General features: G+C 67.5%; 18 protein-coding genes and 1 pseudogene. 12 read left to right on the top strand and 7 right to left on the bottom strand.

Features of this window, described 5'->3' with window-relative positions:
- Positions 1 to 11: 11 nt before the first annotated feature.
- Together AXYL_RS31100 and AXYL_RS31095 are read right to left on the bottom strand one after the other, a co-directional pair.
- Positions 12 to 818, bottom strand: coding sequence for a type III pantothenate kinase (locus AXYL_RS31100; RefSeq protein WP_013396858.1), 807 nt, complete (start codon positions 816 to 818; stop codon positions 12 to 14).
- Positions 815 to 1,663 carry a biotin--[acetyl-CoA-carboxylase] ligase gene (locus AXYL_RS31095; RefSeq protein WP_041656813.1) on the bottom strand — a complete coding sequence of 283 codons (849 nt, stop codon included), beginning with the start codon at positions 1,661 to 1,663 and terminating at the stop codon, positions 815 to 817. Before AXYL_RS31095 ends, AXYL_RS31100 begins: the two co-directional genes overlap by 4 nt.
- A 96-nt stretch (positions 1,664 to 1,759) precedes the next feature.
- Here AXYL_RS31095 and AXYL_RS31090 point away from each other — a divergent pair, with 96 nt between their 5' ends.
- Genes AXYL_RS31090 through AXYL_RS31070 form a run of 5 tightly spaced genes read left to right on the top strand, consistent with a single transcriptional unit; the run spans position 1,760 to position 5,958 of the window.
- Entirely contained in the window at positions 1,760 to 2,890 is a 1,131-nt protein-coding gene (locus AXYL_RS31090; RefSeq protein ID WP_041654538.1) for an MlaE family ABC transporter permease, read from the top strand.
- The gene (locus AXYL_RS31085) at positions 2,890 to 3,729 is read left to right on the top strand and encodes an ABC transporter ATP-binding protein (protein WP_013396855.1); all 840 of its coding nucleotides are present in this window, start codon (positions 2,890 to 2,892) and stop codon (positions 3,727 to 3,729) included. Before AXYL_RS31090 ends, AXYL_RS31085 begins: the two co-directional genes overlap by 1 nt.
- Complete coding sequence (locus AXYL_RS31080) at positions 3,716 to 4,672, top strand: MlaD family protein (protein WP_013396854.1); 957 nt, start codon at positions 3,716 to 3,718, stop codon at positions 4,670 to 4,672. The genes AXYL_RS31085 and AXYL_RS31080 overlap by 14 nt, the downstream gene beginning before the upstream one ends.
- Positions 4,672 to 5,271, top strand: a complete 600-nt coding sequence (locus tag AXYL_RS31075; RefSeq protein WP_041656791.1) for an ABC-type transport auxiliary lipoprotein family protein — start codon at positions 4,672 to 4,674, stop codon at positions 5,269 to 5,271. The genes AXYL_RS31080 and AXYL_RS31075 overlap by 1 nt, the downstream gene beginning before the upstream one ends.
- 33 nt (positions 5,272 to 5,304) lie before the next feature.
- Positions 5,305 to 5,958, top strand: a complete 654-nt coding sequence (locus tag AXYL_RS31070) for an alpha/beta hydrolase (RefSeq protein ID WP_013396852.1) — start codon at positions 5,305 to 5,307, stop codon at positions 5,956 to 5,958.
- 32 nt (positions 5,959 to 5,990) lie between these two features.
- On the opposite strand, the gene AXYL_RS31065 is transcribed toward AXYL_RS31070, so the two are convergent.
- Entirely contained in the window at positions 5,991 to 6,632 is a 642-nt protein-coding gene (locus AXYL_RS31065) for an HD domain-containing protein (protein WP_013396851.1), read from the bottom strand.
- 137 nt (positions 6,633 to 6,769) lie between these two features.
- Between AXYL_RS31065 and AXYL_RS31060 the strand changes: the two genes are divergently transcribed.
- From AXYL_RS31060 to AXYL_RS31035, 6 genes and pseudogenes are all read left to right on the top strand, one after another.
- Positions 6,770 to 7,735 (top strand): GlxA family transcriptional regulator, encoded by a 966-nt coding sequence (locus AXYL_RS31060; protein WP_013396850.1) that lies wholly within the window; start codon positions 6,770 to 6,772, stop codon positions 7,733 to 7,735.
- A gap of 155 nt (positions 7,736 to 7,890) precedes the next feature.
- Positions 7,891 to 9,143, top strand: a pseudogene (locus AXYL_RS31055) (D-alanyl-D-alanine carboxypeptidase family protein).
- A 126-nt stretch (positions 9,144 to 9,269) separates the two neighbouring features.
- On the top strand, positions 9,270 to 10,136 hold the full coding sequence (locus AXYL_RS31050; protein ID WP_013396848.1) for a D-amino acid aminotransferase: 867 nt from the start codon (positions 9,270 to 9,272) through the stop codon (positions 10,134 to 10,136).
- 161 nt (positions 10,137 to 10,297) lie between these two features.
- Positions 10,298 to 10,573: a YbeD family protein gene (locus AXYL_RS31045; protein ID WP_013396847.1), complete on the top strand. Its 276-nt coding sequence runs from the start codon at positions 10,298 to 10,300 to the stop codon at positions 10,571 to 10,573.
- Between the two features lie 18 nt (positions 10,574 to 10,591).
- Entirely contained in the window at positions 10,592 to 11,230 is a 639-nt protein-coding gene (lipB, locus tag AXYL_RS31040; RefSeq protein WP_013396846.1) for a lipoyl(octanoyl) transferase LipB, read from the top strand.
- The gene (locus tag AXYL_RS31035; RefSeq protein WP_013396845.1) at positions 11,227 to 11,955 is read left to right on the top strand and encodes a tetratricopeptide repeat protein; all 729 of its coding nucleotides are present in this window, start codon (positions 11,227 to 11,229) and stop codon (positions 11,953 to 11,955) included. Before lipB ends, AXYL_RS31035 begins: the two co-directional genes overlap by 4 nt.
- A gap of 54 nt (positions 11,956 to 12,009) precedes the next feature.
- Here the strand turns inward: AXYL_RS31035 and AXYL_RS31030 are convergent, their stop codons facing one another.
- On the bottom strand, positions 12,010 to 12,822 hold the full coding sequence (locus AXYL_RS31030) for a substrate-binding domain-containing protein (RefSeq protein WP_013396844.1): 813 nt from the start codon (positions 12,820 to 12,822) through the stop codon (positions 12,010 to 12,012).
- Positions 12,823 to 12,992: 170 nt separating this feature from the next.
- On the opposite strand from AXYL_RS31030, the gene lipA reads away from it, so the two are divergent.
- Positions 12,993 to 13,997, top strand: a complete 1,005-nt coding sequence (lipA, locus tag AXYL_RS31025; RefSeq protein ID WP_013396843.1) for a lipoyl synthase — start codon at positions 12,993 to 12,995, stop codon at positions 13,995 to 13,997.
- 1 nt (position 13,998) lies between these two features.
- Here the strand turns inward: lipA and rfbC are convergent, their stop codons facing one another.
- The 3 genes from rfbC to AXYL_RS31010 form a co-directional block, all read right to left on the bottom strand.
- Positions 13,999 to 14,541 (bottom strand): dTDP-4-dehydrorhamnose 3,5-epimerase, encoded by a 543-nt coding sequence (gene rfbC / locus AXYL_RS31020; protein ID WP_013396842.1) that lies wholly within the window; start codon positions 14,539 to 14,541, stop codon positions 13,999 to 14,001.
- Positions 14,541 to 15,440 carry a dTDP-4-dehydrorhamnose reductase gene (gene rfbD / locus AXYL_RS31015; protein WP_013396841.1) on the bottom strand — a complete coding sequence of 300 codons (900 nt, stop codon included), beginning with the start codon at positions 15,438 to 15,440 and terminating at the stop codon, positions 14,541 to 14,543. Before rfbD ends, rfbC begins: the two co-directional genes overlap by 1 nt.
- Positions 15,441 to 15,506: 66 nt before the next feature.
- Positions 15,507 to 16,061 carry a cob(I)yrinic acid a,c-diamide adenosyltransferase gene (locus tag AXYL_RS31010; RefSeq protein WP_013396840.1) on the bottom strand — a complete coding sequence of 185 codons (555 nt, stop codon included), beginning with the start codon at positions 16,059 to 16,061 and terminating at the stop codon, positions 15,507 to 15,509.
- Positions 16,062 to 16,222 lie beyond the last annotated feature (161 nt).

Here is a 16,222-nt window from a genome sequence, read left to right as displayed (position 1 = left end):
GGGGGCTCCGTTCAGGCGTCGACGTCCAGGGTGGCGCGGGCAACCGCCGCCAGGCCGTCCAGGACGGGGTGATCCAGATAAATCGGCACCGGAGCGGCGCCGAAGGCGCCGCCGGCGTCCGCCAGCAAACGTTCGATTTCCTGGTGCACTTCGGGCCAACCGCCGCCCGCCGCGTAGATTTGCGGCGTCTGGCCGTAGCGCTGGCGTCCGGCCAGCCATTGGCGCACGACCGCGCCAGCCTGTGCAGCGGCGATGCCCGAGGCGATGGCCTCGTGCGTGTCCGTGGGATAGGCCACGACCTGGCCGTTGGCGATGGGGAGATTGGCGGTGCCATGGGCCAGGGCGCTGCGCATCATGGCCGGGCCGGGCAGGATCAGGCCGCCGGCGAAGACGTTGTCGGGGCCGACGGTGTCGATGGTGGTGGCGGTGCCAAAGCTGGCCAGCACGAAGGGCGGGTGCGCGCCAGGCAGGCGCGACAGCACGCCTAGCAGCGAGGCCCAGCGGTCGGCGCCCAGTTGCGTGGGCGTCTTGTAGCTGTTGACCAGCCCCAGCGTGGTCGCCTGCGACGGCGACCAGGTCACCGCGCAGCCGTGTTTTTGCAGGATGGCGGCGATGGCTGCGCCGCGGGCCTCGCCGGCCACATTGACGCCAAGCGCGCGCAAGGGGCGGCGCGGCAAGGTGGATAGCCAGCGGTCCAGGGCGTCCAGGTCCAGACCGTCGAAGGCCACCGCCGCCGGCTCGCGCGGCGTGTCGGGGTTGCCGGCGTCCAGCCAACCCACCTTGAGACGGCTGTTGCCGGAGTCGATGAGAATAATCATGCTTGGCGTCGAATCGAGATTTCACCGATCAGGATCGGTTGGGTGCCCTCGGGCGTTTGCACCAGCAGGCGGCCTTGCTCGTCCACGCCGCTGGCGGTGCCGCTTAGAAGAATAGCGCCCTTGTCCAGCACGTTGACCTTGCGGCCGGCCAAAGCGTCCACCTGGTCGAAACGCTGCCTGAAGGCGCCAAAGCCCTCGCGCTCCAGGGTCTGGACCGTTTCGAGCCAGGCCATGGCGCTGGCGCAGACCAGGTCGGCGGCGCTTGCCTGGCGGGCCGCGCCCGCCTGTACCTGGCACCAGTCGGCGACTTCGCGCTCCAGCGCGAGCGACAGCCGGGCGGCGTCGACCAGGTTCACACCCATGCCGATGACGACCGTATGGCCGGCCTCGCTGCCGCCAGGATTGCGGGTGGTTTCCACCAACACGCCCGCCAGCTTGGCGTCGTGCCATTGCACGTCGTTGGGCCACTTCATGCACAGCCCGGTGGCATGCGGGCCGGCGACAGCGCGCAGGGCCTCGCAGGCGGCGATGCCGGCCAGCGGCGACAACGCGGGCAGTTGCGCGGGCGGCAGATGCACGTCGAAGGCACAGGAGAACATCAAGGTGGAGCCCGTGCGGTTCTGCCACGGGCGGCCGGCGCGGCCGCGCCCGGTTTCCTGCAGGTGAGTGCCGAGCAGCCAGGGCTTGCCGCCAGCGCCCGCGCGTGCGCGTGCCAGAAGGTCGGCGTTGGTTGATCCGGTGCTGCCGGTCCAGGCGATGTCCTGGAAGGCGGGCAGGCGCGTGCTGAGCGTGCGGGCCAGGGTTTCCGGCGCGGGCAGGTCGATGGGGCTGGCTTGAGCGGGCATATGGCGGCGATTGTAGGGCACGCGGCCCGCGCTCGCGGTCGGCCAGCGCCAGCGTTTATGATTGGCGATACATTTTTGCACCGGTATTCTGCCTTCATGCCGCATTCCGCTACGTCCGCACCTGCCGCCGCGCCTTTCCGCTTTGAAGGAGGCGTGTGCCATGTGGCCGGCGACTGGAGCGTGCTGGCGCTGGCCGAACCCGGCGAAGTGCAGCGCCGCCGCGAGGCGCTGGCCTGCGCCACCGATGGCGGCGCGCGCTGGGACCTGCACGGCATCGGCCGGCTCGACACCATCGGCGCGCTGCTGATCTGGGAGGCCTGGGGCCACAAGCTGCCCGAGCGCGTGCGCTGGTCGGCTGGCCAGCAGGATGTTTTCAACGCCCTGGCCATGAACAAGGGCGAGACGCCGGCGGCGGCGCCCAAGCGGGATCCGTGGAGCTGGCCGCGCGCCGTGGGCGAGGCGATCTTCCAGGCCATCGACAATGGCCGCGCCTTGCTCGTCATGCTGGGTCAGCTGGTGCTGGATTTCGGCGGCATGCTGCGGCGCCCGCGGCTGGGGCCCTGGCGCGAGATTTCGGCGCAGGTATACCGTACTGGCGCGCAGGCGCTGGGCATTACGGCGCTGGTCGGTTTCCTGATCGGGGTGGTGCTCTCCTATCTGTCGGCGCAGCAGCTGCAGATGATAGGCGCGGACCGCTTCATCGTGCGCCTGCTGGGCGTGTCCATCGTGCGCGAACTGGGCCCGGTGCTGGCCGCCATCCTGGTCGCCGGTCGTTCGGGTTCCGCGATCACCGCGCAGATCGGCGTGATGCGGGTGACGCAGGAATTGGATGCGATGCTGGTCATGGGCATTTCGCACGGGCAGCGCCTGATCCTGCCGCGGGTGGTGGCGCTGGCCGTGACCATGCCGCTGCTGGTGCTGTGGACGGACGCCATGGCGATCCTGGGCGGCATGCTGGCCGCGCAGATGCAGTTGGGCGTGTCGGCGCAATGGTTCCTGCAGTCGCTGCCGGATGCGATTTCACTGACTAACTACTGGATCGGCATTCTGAAGGGTGTGACCTTTGGCATGTTGATCGCGCTGATCGCCTGCCATTTCGGTCTGCGCATCCAGCCCAACACGGAAAGCCTGGGACGCGGCACCACTACCTCGGTGGTGACCTCCATTACCGGCGTGATCCTGCTGGACGCGTTTTACGCCGTCATCTTCAGTTCGGTGGGCATTTGATGAACAGCGCCGCTCAGCACAAGCTGTTCGCCGAGGACGGGGTCACGGTAGAACCCGTCATCACGGTGCGCGGGCTACGCACGGCGTTCGGCGACCATGTGGTGCACGACAATCTGGACCTGACGGTCTTCCCTGGCGAGATCCTGGTGCTGGTGGGCGGCTCGGGTACCGGCAAGACGGTGCTGCTGCGGCAGATCATCGGGCTGGACCGGCCGGCCGCGGGCACGGTGCGGGTGCTGGGACATTCGCTGTTCGAGCTGACGGCGGGCGAACGCCGGCGGCTGTCCTACCGCTGGGGCATGCTGTTCCAGGCGGGGGCGTTGTTTTCCGCGCTGTCGGTGTTCGACAATGTGGCTTTGCCGCTGCGCGAACTGCGCACGGTGCCGGAAGACCTGGTGCGCGACGTCGTCATGTGCCGGCTGGCGATGGTGGGCTTGTCGGCGCGCGATGCCGACAAGCGGCCTTCGGACCTGTCCGGCGGCATGGTCAAGCGCGTGGCGCTGGCGCGCGCGCTGTCGCTGGATCCGGAACTGCTGTTCCTGGACGAGCCCACCGCCGGCCTGGACCCGTTGCGTTCGGACGAATTCGTGGACCTGGTGCGCAGCCTGCACCGGCAATTGGGATTTACCGTCGTCATGGTGACGCACGACTTGGACACGCTGCTGGCGTTGGCCACGCGCGTCGCCGTGCTGGCGGACAAACGGGTGATCGTGTGCGACACGGTGCCGGAAGTATTGAAGGTCGATCACCCGTTCATTCACACGTTCTTCCTGGGCGAGCGCGGTTTGCGCGCGCTGGGGGATCTGGCGCCGAAGGGATTGCATCATGGAAAACCGTAGTCATGCGCTCATGGCCGGCATCTTCACGCTGGTCCTGCTTGCCGCAGCCGCCTTGGTGGCCATCTGGATCGGCCGAGACCGGACGCAGCTGCAGCCATACGAAATCATCTCCGCCACCGCCGTCAGCGGCTTGAACCCGCAGTCCACGGTGCGCTACCAGGGCGTGCCGGTGGGCAAGGTGCAGTCGCTGGCCCTGAACCCGGACAAGCCCGGGCAGGTGCGCATCCGCATCGGGGTGGCGCCGAACACGCCGATCACCGAATCCACCTGGGCCGAGCTGGGCGTGCAGGGCGTGACCGGCATGTCCAACGTGGAACTGCGCGACGACGGCACGTCGATGAAGCGGCTGGCGTCGTCGGCCGCGCATCCGGCCGCCATTCCGCTGCGCCCCGGTTTTCTCGATCGCATCGAGCAGCGCGGCGGCAAGCTGATCTCGAACGTGGAAGAGGTCACCGAACAACTGCGGCGCGTGCTGAGCGAGCAGAATGTGCAGGCGCTCACTGCCAGCCTGCAGAACGCTACCGATATCACCCAATCGCTCAGGGCTGCGAGCCAGGATCTGGGGCCCACGATGGCCAAGCTCGGTCCCCTGATGGATTCCTTGGACAAGACCTCGCGCCAGGCCGACCGCGCCGCGCGCGAAGTTGGCGACCTGGCCGCGCAGGCTCGCCAGTCGCTGGCGCGCCTGAATGCGCCTGGCGGACCCCTGTCCGCCGCCACCAGCAGCCTCAACGACATCGCCCTGGCCGCCGCGCGGCTGGATGGCGAGACCCTGCCGGCGATCACCGGCATGGCCGCCAATGTCAGCGCGGCCGCGCGCGGCGCCACCGTTACCCTGCGCCGTGTGGACAACACGCCGCAATCGTTCCTGTTCGGCCCGGCGCCCCGCGAGCCCGGGCCCGGCGAGGCCGGCTTTGCAGGCTTCGGGAGATCGTCCAAATGATGAAGATGCGTAGCGCCGTTCTTATCCTGACGTTGGCCCTGGCCGGTTGCGGCATCGGCCGGGTGGCCGCACCGCCCTCGGTGTTCGACCTGGGCCTGGATTCCCGCCCGGCGCCGGCCTTGCCCGCGCGCGAGACGATTGCGCTGGTCTTCCAGGCCGTGCCCAGCCTGTCCGATACCGGCGTGATCTGGCGCGTGGGCGACAGCGCCGCGCCCAAGGCCTATGCCAGCTATCGCTGGGCCTCGCCGCCGGCGGATCTGGTGCGGCAGCGCCTTACCGAGCGCCTGTCGCGCCAGGGGCCGGTGCTGGATGAGCGTGTCACCCTGCAGACGCCGCAGCTGCAGGTGTCGCTGTCCCAGTTCGAACAGGTATTCGCGGCCGACGGCCAGTCCAGCGAAGGCCGCGTGCTGCTGCAGGCGGTGTTGCTCAGCGGCCGCAGCGTGCTGGGCCAGACGCGCATCGAGGCACGCGCGCCGGCGCCCACGCAGGACGCGCAAGGCGGGGTCACGGCGTTGCGCCTGGCGACGGACGACGCCGCCGACCAATTGGCACAGTGGCTGGCCACGACGCTGAAGCCCGCGCCCAGGCCGGGCGGTTAACATCGCTTTTTTTTCCGTATCCCGAGTTACGCCATGTCCGCACGCACTGAAACCCACGCATTCACCGGAGCCGCCGGCCGCATCGACTGCGCCGTGGACTGGCCCGCGGGCACGCCGCGCGGCTGGGCGCTGGTCCTGCACCCGCATCCGCTGCAGGGCGGCGCGCGCGAGAACAAAGTGGTCACGACCCTGTCGCGCGCCTGCGTGCAGCACGGCCTGGTGGCGGTACGGCCCAATTTCCGCGGGGTCGGCCAGTCCGAAGGCGCGTTCGACAAATCCGTGGGCGAAACCCAGGACATGCTGGCGGTCGTGGCGCAGATGCGCGAACTGCATCCCGAACTGGCCCATGCGCCTTGGGTGCTGGCCGGTTTCTCGTTCGGCACTGCCGTCGCGGCGCAGACCTATGCCGCGTTGGCGGAGCAGGGTGATGCTGTGCTGCCGTCGGCCCTGATGCTGATGGGGCCGGCCGTGAACCGCTTCCAGTCGCACGAAGTGCAGGTGCCGGACGACACGCTGCTGGTGCACGGCGAGGAAGACGAGGTCGTGCCGCTGTCCGAGGCCATGGACTGGGCGCGCCCGCGTTCGATCCCCGTCGTGGTGGTGCCCGGCGCATCGCACTTCTTCCATGGCAAGCTGCTGGTGCTGCGCCAGCTGGTGCAGGCGCGGTTGAAGGTCGCGCTGGACTAAGACGGGGCGCCGCTGTTGCGGCGCCAACGCCTTCAGCCCGGCCAGCGAGAGCCGCGGATTATGCTGCAGAAGTTACCAGGCTTGAAGGCCGGCTCCTTGTCGGCGATCACATCGGCCTTGACGTTGCCGAACGTCGTCTGCGGCTTGTGCTTGATGCCCTCGTAGAAGGCCTGGATGATCTCTTCCTTGAAGCGCGGACTGCGCGGATGCGCCGCCACCACGGCTTCGCGCTGGGCGTCGCCGTATTCGCCATAAGTCAGGCCGAGCACGTCCATTTCCACGCCCGCTGTCACCAGCGCGACGACCGGGTGCATGAATTCGGGAATGCCGGGCGTGGTGTGCAGCGCAATGGCGGTCCACACCAGATCGATGTCCTGTTGCGAAATGCCGCGGCTATTCAGGAAGTCGCGCGCCGCGTTGGCGCCGTCCACCTCGAAGCGGCAGCAGTCGCTGCTGTGCTGATGCGTCAGGCCCATGTCGTGGAACATGCAGCCGCAATAAAGCAATTCCGGGTCGAACTTCAATCCGCGGCGCTTGCCAGCGAGCGCGCCGAAGTAGTAGACCCGGCTGGAATGGTGGAAGAGCAGCGGCGTGGCGGTGTCGCGTACCAGCTCCGTGATTTCACGGGCGAGCTTGCTGTCGGGGATCTGAATGCCGTCGATGACAGGGTTCATGGCGGGAGTCCTTACAGGTGGTGGGGTAGGGGTTCGATAAATTCTCCCGCCGCACTAGAATGGCTTCAATCGTCGTAATACGCCAGATTCCGCCAAAACATGCGATTTCCCGACACCAGTCGGCAAGGCGCGATTCCATGACCAAGACCATAGCCATTCTTGCGCTGCCAGGTGTCCAGATGCTCGATGTCTCCGGGCCCCTGGACGTGTTCGCCCAGGCCAATGCCGAACTCGGGCGCGAGCAGTACGCGCTGCGCGTGGTGGGCTACGAGGCGGGTCCGATCCGCAGTTCATCGGGCGCGCGCCTGCTGCCCGACCTGACGCTTGACGGCCCTGTGCCGCGCCTGGATACCCTGCTTGTTGCCGGCACGCCGCAGGCCGCCAGCGCCATGCTCAGCAGCTCCGCCTTGCAATGGCTGCGCGCGACGGCCAGGGGCGCCCGGCGCTATGGCTCCGTCTGCACTGGCGCCTTCATGCTCGCCGCGGCAGGCCTGTTGGATGGACGACGGGTGACGACCCATTGGAATGCGGCGGCGCAGCTGCGCCTGGCCTATCCCAAGGTGACCGTCGAAGAGGACGCCCTGCATGTGCGCGACGGCAAAGTGCGCACGTCCGCCGGCGTGACGGCTGGCCTGGATCTGGCGTTGTCGCTGGTCGAGGAAGACCTGGGCCGGGACGTGGCCGCCAGTGTGGCGGCCCAGTTGGTGATGTTCTTCAAGCGGCCAGGCGGACAACTGCAATTCAGCCGCAAGGGACAGGCCGGCCCGGTAGGGCGCTCGGCGCTGCAGGAGGTCCAGCGCTGGGTCGCCGGCAACCCTGGGCTGCCGCTGTCGGTGGAAGCGCTGGCCGAACATGCGGGCCTGAGCCCCCGGCACTTTACGCGGCTGTTCCACGCCGAGGTCGGCGTCACGCCGGCCGCGTGGGTGGAGATGACGCGCATCGCCGCAGCCCGCGCGCTGCTGGAGGCGGGCTCGGCCACGCCCAAGCAGGTGGCCGCGCAATGCGGCTTTGCCAACGTCGACACCTTGCGCCGCGCCTTCGTCAAGCACGTGGGCGTTTCTCCGGCCGTGTACCGTCGCCATCACGGCGGCAGTCCCGATTGATCCGTTGCCGCGTCCCGAGGCCGCCAGGTTGCATCAAGTTGCATGTTTTAAATGCGCGGGAACCCCGGGCGGGCCGGACGGGTCTGATCGACTGCCTATAATTGTCAGCCACTTGCCCCGCGCCGGCGGGCGTCATTACTGGACCCACGTTGCCGATGAAGAATTTGCCTTACTCCGCTCACTCCCCCGTTGTCTTCACCCGTCGCCTGCTGTCAGGCGCGGTGCTGTCAGCCATGCTGGCAGCTTCGATGCCGGTCTGGGCGCAGCAGGCTCCGGCCGCGGCGCCGGCCGCAGCCGCTGGCGCCGGAATGCTTCGGCGGTGGTGCCGGTGGGCGACGTCTCGGCCGTGCCGGCCCCCACCATCGCGGCCAAGGCCTGGATCGTGATGGACGTGAACAGTGGCCAGACCCTGGCCGCCTCCAACCCGGACATGAAGGTCGAGCCGGCCTCGCTCACCAAGATCATGACGGCCTACGTCGTGTTCAACGCGCTGGATGAAAAGCGCCTGACGCTGGAGCAGACCGTGCCGGTGTCCGAGCGCGCCTGGCGCACGGGCGGTTCGCGCATGTTCATCGAACCGCGCAAGCCGGTCACTGTCGATGAGCTGAACCAGGGCATGATCGTGCAGTCCGGCAACGACGCCTCCGTGGCCCTGGCCGAGGCCGTGGGCGGCAGCGAGGCCTCGTTCGCTTCGCTGATGAACCAGGAAGCCGAACGCCTGGGCATGCGCAACACCCACTTCATGAACGCGACGGGCCTGCCCGATCCGCAGCACATGACGTCCACGCGCGACCTGGCCATCCTGTCCTCGCACCTGATCACCGATCACCCGGACCACTTCCACTACTACAAGCAGAAGAGCTACACCTACAACAAGATCACCCAGCCCAACCGCAACCGCCTGCTGTGGGCCGACCCCTCGGTGGACGGCATGAAGACCGGTCACACCGATTCAGCCGGCTACTGCCTGGTGTCGACCGCCGTGCGCGGCGACCGCCGCATCCTGGTGGTCGTGGTAGGCACGGACAGCGAAGCCACCCGCGCCGAGGAAAGCCTGAAGCTGCTGAACTGGAGCTTCCAGAACTTCGACACCGTCAAGCTGTTCGACAAGAGCCAGCCTGGCATCGATGCGCGCGTCTGGGAAGGCACGGCTGAAAGCGTCAAGCTCGGCCCGCCCAACCCCGTGTCGATTGCGGTGCCGCGCGGCAAGGCCGGCGACTTGAAGCCGGTGGCGCAGCGCACGGATCCGCTGATCGCTCCGCTGGCCAAGGGCCAGCAGGTCGGCACCCTGCAATTCACGCTGGACGGCAAGGTGCTGCGCACCGAACCGCTGGTGGTGCAGGACGCGGTCGAGCGCGCCGGCTTCTTCGGCCGCATGGTCGATACCGTCAAGCGCTGGTTCGAATAATCCTGCCGCGCCGTGGGCGCGGGGGGTGTAAGCTAGCAACGGGCGTTTCGCATGAAACGCCCGTGCTTTATTCACGGGACGGACCAGACGGTTCGTCCCTCTCCATTTCATACTCAGGAGTGCCTCATGATTCCGGGCGTGCCGGGCGAAAGCCAGGTGTATCTCAACGGTGAGTTTCTGCGCGTGGACGAGGCCAAGGTCTCTGTCCTCGACCGTGGCTTCATTTTCGGCGACGGCATCTACGAAGTCGTCCCCGTGTACCAAGGCAATGCGTTCCGCATGGCCGAACACCTCAACCGCCTGGACCGCAGCCTGGCTGCCTTGCGGATTGCCCAGCCTTTCGACCGCGCAGGCTGGATCGACCTGATCCAGCAGCTGCTGGCGCGCACCAAGCTGGAGACCTGCATCGTTTACCTGCAGGTGACGCGCGGCGTGGCCAAGCGCGACCACCAGTTCCCCTCGACCCCCGTCACGCCGACGGTCTTCGGCATGATCTCGGCCTGGTCGCCGCCGCCTGCCGCCCAGCGCGAGCGCGGCCTCAGCGCCATCAGCATTCCGGACGAGCGCTGGCTGCATTGCGAAATCAAATCGGTGTCCCTGCTGGGCAACGTATTGGCCAAGCAGCAGGCGGTCGATGCCGAGGTCGACGAAGTGGTGCAGTTCCGCGACGGCTACCTGACCGAAGGCTCGTCCACCAATATCTGGGTAGTTTCCGGCGGCAAGCTGTTGGCGCCGCCCAAGAACAACCTGATCCTGGAAGGCATCCGCTACGGCCTGATGGGCGAGCTGGCCGCCGAGGCCGGCATTCCTTTCGAGTCGCGCCCCATCACGCGGCAAGAAGTGGAACAAGCCGACGAGCTGATGCTGTCCTCGGCCACCAAGGAAGTGCTGGCCATCGTGTCGCTGGATGGCAAGCCGGTGGGTTCGGGCAAGCCCGGCCCCGTTTTTGCGCAATTGCGCGCGGGTTATGATGCCCGCATCGCCGCGCTCTAGGCCCGGCATCACCGGGCGGCTCCTGCGGGGCCGCCCCGGCGGTCTTGCCGGCTGGCGGCTTGCCCCCATATACATAGGATCTGGCCGCCCCGTGGCACAGCCCTCGGGTGCAGGATCGAGCAGTGGCCGAGCCCTGGGGGGCAACACCTTATAGGCACATCATGCAAAATATTCCGCCCGAAGATTCCCTCATCGAATACCCCAGCGACTTTCCCATCAAGGTCATGGGCAAGCAGCACCCGGAATTCGCGCAGACGCTGACCGAAGTCGTGCTGCAGTTCGACCCTGAGTTCGACGCAGCGACGGTGGAAATGCGGCCCAGCAAGGGCGGCAACTACATGGGCCTGACCTTCACGGTGCGCGCGACCTCGCGCGAGCAGCTGGACGCGCTCTACCGCGCCCTGCACGGCCATCCGATGGTGTCCATCGTTCTCTGACACAAGAGCAGGACAGCCGTGATCAAGTGGCTCGCGCGGCCGGCCGACTACCTGTCGGTCTGGCACGATATGCAGGCGTACACCAATCTGCGTGGCGCCGATACGCCTGACGAGATCTGGCTCTGCGAACACGCACCCGTCTACACCTTGGGCCAGGCCGGCCAGCCCCAGCATGTGCTCAACCCCGGAAACATTCCCATCGTCCACTGCGACCGCGGCGGGCAGGTGACCTACCACGGTCCCGGCCAGGTCATGGCCTACGCGCTGTTCGACCTGCGCCGCGCCGACATCTACGTCAAGGAATACGTCAATCTGCTGGAGGGCGCGGTCATCGACACGCTGGCCCAGATGGGCGTGGCCGACGCCTGCCGCAAACCGGGCGCGCCGGGGGTCTACGTGCCCGATCCGGACGGGGGCGAGCTGGCCAAGATCGCCGCGCTGGGCATCAAGATCCGCAATGGCCGGGCTTATCACGGCGTATCGCTGAACGTGCGGATGGACCTGGCGCCGTTTCTGGGGATCAACCCCTGCGGCTATGCGGGCCTGCGTACCGTGGACATGGCGGCCTGCGGCGTGCACCGCGAGCCGACCGAGACAGGCGAGACGCTGGCGCGCAATCTGGCGCAGGCCTGGGACCGCGCAAGGAACAAGACATGAAGAGCTATACCGCGGCCGACGTGGCCGCGACCACGCCTGAAGAGTTGGCGCGCCTGCGCGAGCGGGGGCCGGCCGAGGACTACGCGGCATGGATTCGCGCGGCGGCCGAACTGGGGCTGATCGAAGCCCAGACCATCTACGGCCAGATGCTGCTGGACGGCGCCGGCGTCGAACGCGATCAGGAACAGGGATTGGCGTGGTTCAAGCGCGCCGCCCATGCCGACCATCCCATGGCCATCAACATGGTGGGTCGCTGCTACGAGAACGGCTGGGGCGTGCCGCGCGACGACACGGTCGCGGCCTACTGGTTTCGCCTGGCCGCCGACAAGGGCCTGGACTGGGGCATGTACAACTACGCCCACATGCTGCGCAGCGGCCGGGGCGGCGTGGCGCAGAATTCCGCGGCGGCCCTGGCCCTCTACCAGAAAGCGGCGCAGGCCGGCCACGTGAAGTCCATCGGCGTGGTGGGCCGCTACTACGAGGCCGGCGACGTGGTCGAACAGGACCTGGACCGCGCTTTCGATTGCTACCAGCGCTGTGCCGAAGGCGGCGATTTCCGTGGCATGTTCCATCTGGGCCGCCTGCTCTTGCTGCGTGGCCGCAAGGAAGACGCCGTGCAGTGGCTGATCCAGGTTCCGGAGACGGCCACGCCCGCTTTTCTGCGGGAAGCGAACGGCATGCTCCAGGCCAGCGGCTTTCCGCCGCTGTATGAAGGCATTGCCTAGCCCAGGGAAGGCCGGGGCCGCCAGGGCCGGGCTGCCGGCCACCTCCGATACGCCCTAGGTACTGAGCCGTTCCTCGAACACCACGTCGACGATTTCCCGCTCGCCCGTGCCGCGTTCGCCTTCCAGGCGGTCCAGCAGCAGCTGGCCGGCGCGCCGGCCCAGGGTCGCGGCGTCGGCGCCCAAAGTGGTCAAGCCCTGCGCCCATTGCGCGGCGCTGCCGTCGTCCGAGTAGCCCAGCACCGCCAGGTCCTGCGGTACCTGCAGGTCGCGGTTGTGGGCTTCGGATACCGCAGCGGCGGCCAGCAGGTCCGTGGTGCAGAACACCGCGTCGAAGATCGTGTTGGTGGCCAGCAGGCGCAGGAAGGCCATGCGGCCGTCGTTCATGTGCTGGACTTCGGGCTGCACGATGTCCGCCACCCGTTCCAGTCCGAGCGCGGCCGCGCTGCTGATAAAGCCTTCGCGACGGGCGCGTTCCCAGGGGTTGTCGGTGCTGATGCAGGCGACCCGCGCATGGCGCTTGGCGGCCAGGTGCCGCGCGGCCATGCGGCCGGCTTCCGCGTTGTCGACCACGACAGCGCCGTCCAGCGGCTGGGCGGATGCGCTCCAGGTTTCCACGATGGGGATTTCCAGCGTCGCCAGGACGGCGCGCAGGCCGGGATCGTCCAGCGGGCCTATGGACAGGACGGCGGCGGGACGCAAGTCGCCGAGTCGGGTCAGGCCGGGGGCGTCATGCCAGGGGCCGGCGGCCAGGTAGTAGCCGGCGGGCAACAGCAATTCGGCGCAGGCCTGCGCGGCGCGGGCTGCGGGCGCCCAGTCCAGTCGGGGCGCGATCAGGGCGATGGGGCGGGGCGGGGGCAGGGAAGACATGGGTAAAACCGGCGGATTCGTCAGGCGTGACGATAACCCAGGCCGGTCCGGCCCGAGGACGTCCGCCGCCTGGGGGACGGAGCCTGCCCGGCGGATTGGGGCGGCGAAGGGTAAAATGCCGTTTTTGTCTCAGACCCGGCACGTCCGCGCGCCGGTCATGAAGGTGCCCCATGTCCACGCTTGTCGAGTCTCCTGTTCCCTCGAACGAATCCGCCGCCGCGCCCGCCGAGGCGGTCTACGATCCGACGCAAAAGCAGAAATCGCAGGCCAAGACGGCGCGCATCCCCATCAAGATCGTCCCGGCCGAGCGCCTGAAAAAGCCCGAGTGGATCCGCGTGAAGGCCGCCGCGCCCGGCTCGCGCTTCTACGACATCAAGCGCATCCTGCGCGAGCACAACCTGCACACGGTGTGCGAGGAAGCGTCCTGCCCGAACATCGGCGAATGCTTCGGCAAGGGCACGGCCACCTTCATGATCATGGGCGACAAGTGCACCCGCCGCTGCCCCTTCTGTGATGTGGGCCACGGCCGCCCGGATCCGCTGGACACCAATGAACCCCTGAATCTGGCGCGCACCATCGCCGCGATGAAGCTGTCCTATGTCGTGATCACCTCGGTGGACCGCGACGACCTGCGCGACGGCGGCGCCGGCCACTTCGTGGATTGCATCACGCACATCCGCGAACTGTCGCCCACCACCCGCATCGAGGTGCTGGTGCCCGACTTCCGCGGCCGCCTGGACCGCGCGCTGACCATCCTGAACGCCGGCCCCCCGGACGTCATGAACCACAACCTGGAAACCGTGCCGCGCCTGTACAAGCAGGCACGCCCGGGCTCGGACTACATGCACTCGCTGAAGCTGCTGGCAGAGTTCAAGCAGCTGCACCCCGAAGTCCCCACCAAGTCCGGCCTGATGCTGGGCCTGGGCGAGACCGACGAGGAAATCCTGCAGGTGATGCGCGACATGCGCGAGCACAACGTGGACATGCTGACCATCGGGCAGTATTTGCAGCCTTCGGAGCATCACTTGCCGGTGCTGCGCTACGTGCATCCGGACACCTTCGCCATGTTCGAGCGCGAGGCCTATGCCATGGGCTTCTCGCACGCGGCGGTGGGGGCGATGGTGCGTTCCTCGTACCACGCCGACGAACAGGCGCATGCGGCCGGCGTGAACTGAGTCAGCAGGCCGGCGCGTCGGCGAACGGCGCGCCGTTGCGGTCCTTCTCGGACAGCAGGGGCGGCTGCTGGCAAGGCCAGGCGATCGCCAGTTGCGGATCGTCCCAGCGTATGCAGCGCTCGTGCTGCGGTGCGTAATAGTCCGTGGTCTTGTACAGGACTTCGGCGTAATCGGACAGTGTCAGGAAGCCGTGGGCAAAGCCTTCCGGGATCCACACCTGGCGCTTGTTTTCGGCGCTGAGCAAGGTGCCGACCCATTGCCCGAATGACGGCGAATCGCGCCGCAGATCCACCGCGACGTCGAAGATCTCGCCCGCGCATACGCGCATGAGCTTGCCCTGGGGTTGTTCGACCTGGTAATGCAGGCCGCGCAAAACGCCGCGGGCGGAGCGTGAATGGTTGTCCTGCACGAAGTTGCGCTGCAGCCCCGTTGCCGCCTCGAACACGGCCTGGTTGAAACTCTCGAAGAAAAAGCCGCGCTCGTCGCCCAGTACCCTGGGTTCCAGGAGCAAGACGTCGGGAATGGCGAGTGGGGTGGCTTTCATCAAAATGCGGGCTTGCCGGATTGGCTGAGTTGATCCAGGGTGCGATCCACCTGTTCGGTCCATGATGGCATACGCAGTTGCAGCGCGTGCGACAGTTTGGCTGTATCCAGCGTGGAATTGCTCGGCCGCTGCGCGGCTCCGGGATAGTCCCGCGCCGCGATCGCATGGATCTGTTCCGGGGCCAACATCAGGCTGGCGCCGCGCGCGGCGGCTCCGGCAACGATGTATCTTGCATAGGCATGCCAGTTGGTCGAACCGGCGGCGGCCAAGTGATAGGTCCCAGCGGGCAACCGCCCCGCGCAATGTTGCCGGATCGCCAGGGCCGTAACGTCGGCGACGAATGTAGCCGATGTGGGCGCTCCATGCTGGTCGGACACCACGTTCAGGCTTTGGCGCTCCAGCGCCAGGCGCAGCATGGTGTTCAGGAAGTTCTTGCCATGCCGCGAATAGACCCAGCCGATCCTGAACACCAGCGCATCGCAACCCGTGGCCTGGATGGCCCGCTCGCCCGCAAGTTTGGTGCTGCCGTACACGTTCAGGGGGTTGGGCCCATCGGTTTCCGAGTAGGGCCGCTGTTGGGCGCCGTCGAACACATAGTCGGTCGAGAAATGGACCAGCAGGGCGCGGGCGGCCTGGGCGTGGCGAGCCAGCGTGGCCACCGCCAGCGCATTGACCCGAGTGGCGGTCTCCCGATCGTTTTCGGCCGCATCCACTGCTGTGTAGGCGGCTGCGTTGACGATCACATCGGGCCGGCAGGACGACAAGACCGCGAGCAGTGCATCCTGATCGCGCAGATCCGCGCCGTCGCGGCCCAGCGCCACGATCTCTCCAAAGGGGAGCAGGGCGTGGCACAGTTCGCGGCCGACCTGGCCGTCCTTGCCCAGCAATAAGATCTTCACGCGGCCCTTGCTAAGTTCCGTACCGTTCTTTGGCCTGGCCGCGCAGGACGCGTCCCGGGCGCGAGACTATTTGCGCGCCTGGGCGCCCGCCCAGAACGTGTCTTTCTGTCCCGCATGCTGGTTTATACAACGCGCCAGCACGAACATCAGGTCCGACAGCCGGTTCAGGTATTGCCGCACGGGCGGGTTCACCGGGTCGATCCGGGTCAGCGCCACTACGGCCCGTTCGGCGCGGCGGCAGACCGTGCGCGCGATGTGCGCCTGGGCCGAACCGCGCGAGCCGCCGGGCAGGATGAATTCACGCAGAGGCGGCAGGGTCGCGTTGTAGTGGGCGAGGCGCGAGTCCAGGCGGGCGATGTGCTCGTCGCTCAGGGCGGTGTGTCCGGGGATGCAGAGTTCCGCGCCCATGTCGAACAGGTCGTGCTGGATGCCCAGCAGGTCCGTGGCTATTTCGGCGGGCAGGTCCTCGGTCAGCAGCACTCCGATGACGCTGTTCAGTTCGTCGACGTCGCCCATCGCTGCGATGCGCGGGGCGTCCTTGGGCGTGCGTGATCCGTCCCCAAGACCCGTGGTGCCGTCGTCTCCCGTGCGGGTGGCGATTACGGATAAGCGGTTGGCCATGGGAACTCCTGAAATGAGTGACGAAAGGTAGGGGTTTTGCGTCCAGCCATGAATAATGGCGGCGCGCTTCGCGTGTTCCGCAATCAACTGTCAGAATTGTTGCGTCAGGGCGGGGGAACTGTTGCACAAGGGCGGTATCCTAGCACTATGGAAAGCGGGGA

Origin of the sequence: Achromobacter xylosoxidans A8 (assembly GCF_000165835.1) — a bacterium.
GTDB classification, from domain to species: Bacteria; Pseudomonadota; Gammaproteobacteria; order Burkholderiales; family Burkholderiaceae_B; genus Achromobacter; species Achromobacter xylosoxidans_B.
Note: the sequence above shows the minus strand (reverse complement) of the source record. Positions and strands in the feature narration are given on the sequence as shown.

What these genes read in the sequence shown, in the direction of transcription:
- AXYL_RS31100 (WP_013396858.1), bottom strand. Translation starts at nt 818, where the DNA reads ATGATTATTCTCATCGACTCCGGCAACAGCCGTCTCAAGGTGGGTTGG.
- AXYL_RS31095 (WP_041656813.1), bottom strand. Translation starts at nt 1,663, where the DNA reads ATGCCCGCTCAAGCCAGCCCCATCGACCTGCCCGCGCCGGAAACCCTG.
- AXYL_RS31090 (WP_041654538.1), top strand. Translation starts at nt 1,760, where the DNA reads ATGCCGCATTCCGCTACGTCCGCACCTGCCGCCGCGCCTTTCCGCTTT.
- AXYL_RS31085 (WP_013396855.1), top strand. Translation starts at nt 2,890, where the DNA reads ATGAACAGCGCCGCTCAGCACAAGCTGTTCGCCGAGGACGGGGTCACG.
- AXYL_RS31080 (WP_013396854.1), top strand. Translation starts at nt 3,716, where the DNA reads ATGGAAAACCGTAGTCATGCGCTCATGGCCGGCATCTTCACGCTGGTC.
- AXYL_RS31075 (WP_041656791.1), top strand. Translation starts at nt 4,672, where the DNA reads ATGAAGATGCGTAGCGCCGTTCTTATCCTGACGTTGGCCCTGGCCGGT.
- AXYL_RS31070 (WP_013396852.1), top strand. Translation starts at nt 5,305, where the DNA reads ATGTCCGCACGCACTGAAACCCACGCATTCACCGGAGCCGCCGGCCGC.
- AXYL_RS31065 (WP_013396851.1), bottom strand. Translation starts at nt 6,632, where the DNA reads ATGAACCCTGTCATCGACGGCATTCAGATCCCCGACAGCAAGCTCGCC.
- AXYL_RS31060 (WP_013396850.1), top strand. Translation starts at nt 6,770, where the DNA reads ATGACCAAGACCATAGCCATTCTTGCGCTGCCAGGTGTCCAGATGCTC.
- AXYL_RS31050 (WP_013396848.1), top strand. Translation starts at nt 9,270, where the DNA reads ATGATTCCGGGCGTGCCGGGCGAAAGCCAGGTGTATCTCAACGGTGAG.
- AXYL_RS31045 (WP_013396847.1), top strand. Translation starts at nt 10,298, where the DNA reads ATGCAAAATATTCCGCCCGAAGATTCCCTCATCGAATACCCCAGCGAC.
- AXYL_RS31035 (WP_013396845.1), top strand. Translation starts at nt 11,227, where the DNA reads ATGAAGAGCTATACCGCGGCCGACGTGGCCGCGACCACGCCTGAAGAG.
- AXYL_RS31030 (WP_013396844.1), bottom strand. Translation starts at nt 12,822, where the DNA reads ATGTCTTCCCTGCCCCCGCCCCGCCCCATCGCCCTGATCGCGCCCCGA.
- lipA (WP_013396843.1), top strand. Translation starts at nt 12,993, where the DNA reads ATGTCCACGCTTGTCGAGTCTCCTGTTCCCTCGAACGAATCCGCCGCC.
- rfbC (WP_013396842.1), bottom strand. Translation starts at nt 14,541, where the DNA reads ATGAAAGCCACCCCACTCGCCATTCCCGACGTCTTGCTCCTGGAACCC.
- AXYL_RS31010 (WP_013396840.1), bottom strand. Translation starts at nt 16,061, where the DNA reads ATGGCCAACCGCTTATCCGTAATCGCCACCCGCACGGGAGACGACGGC.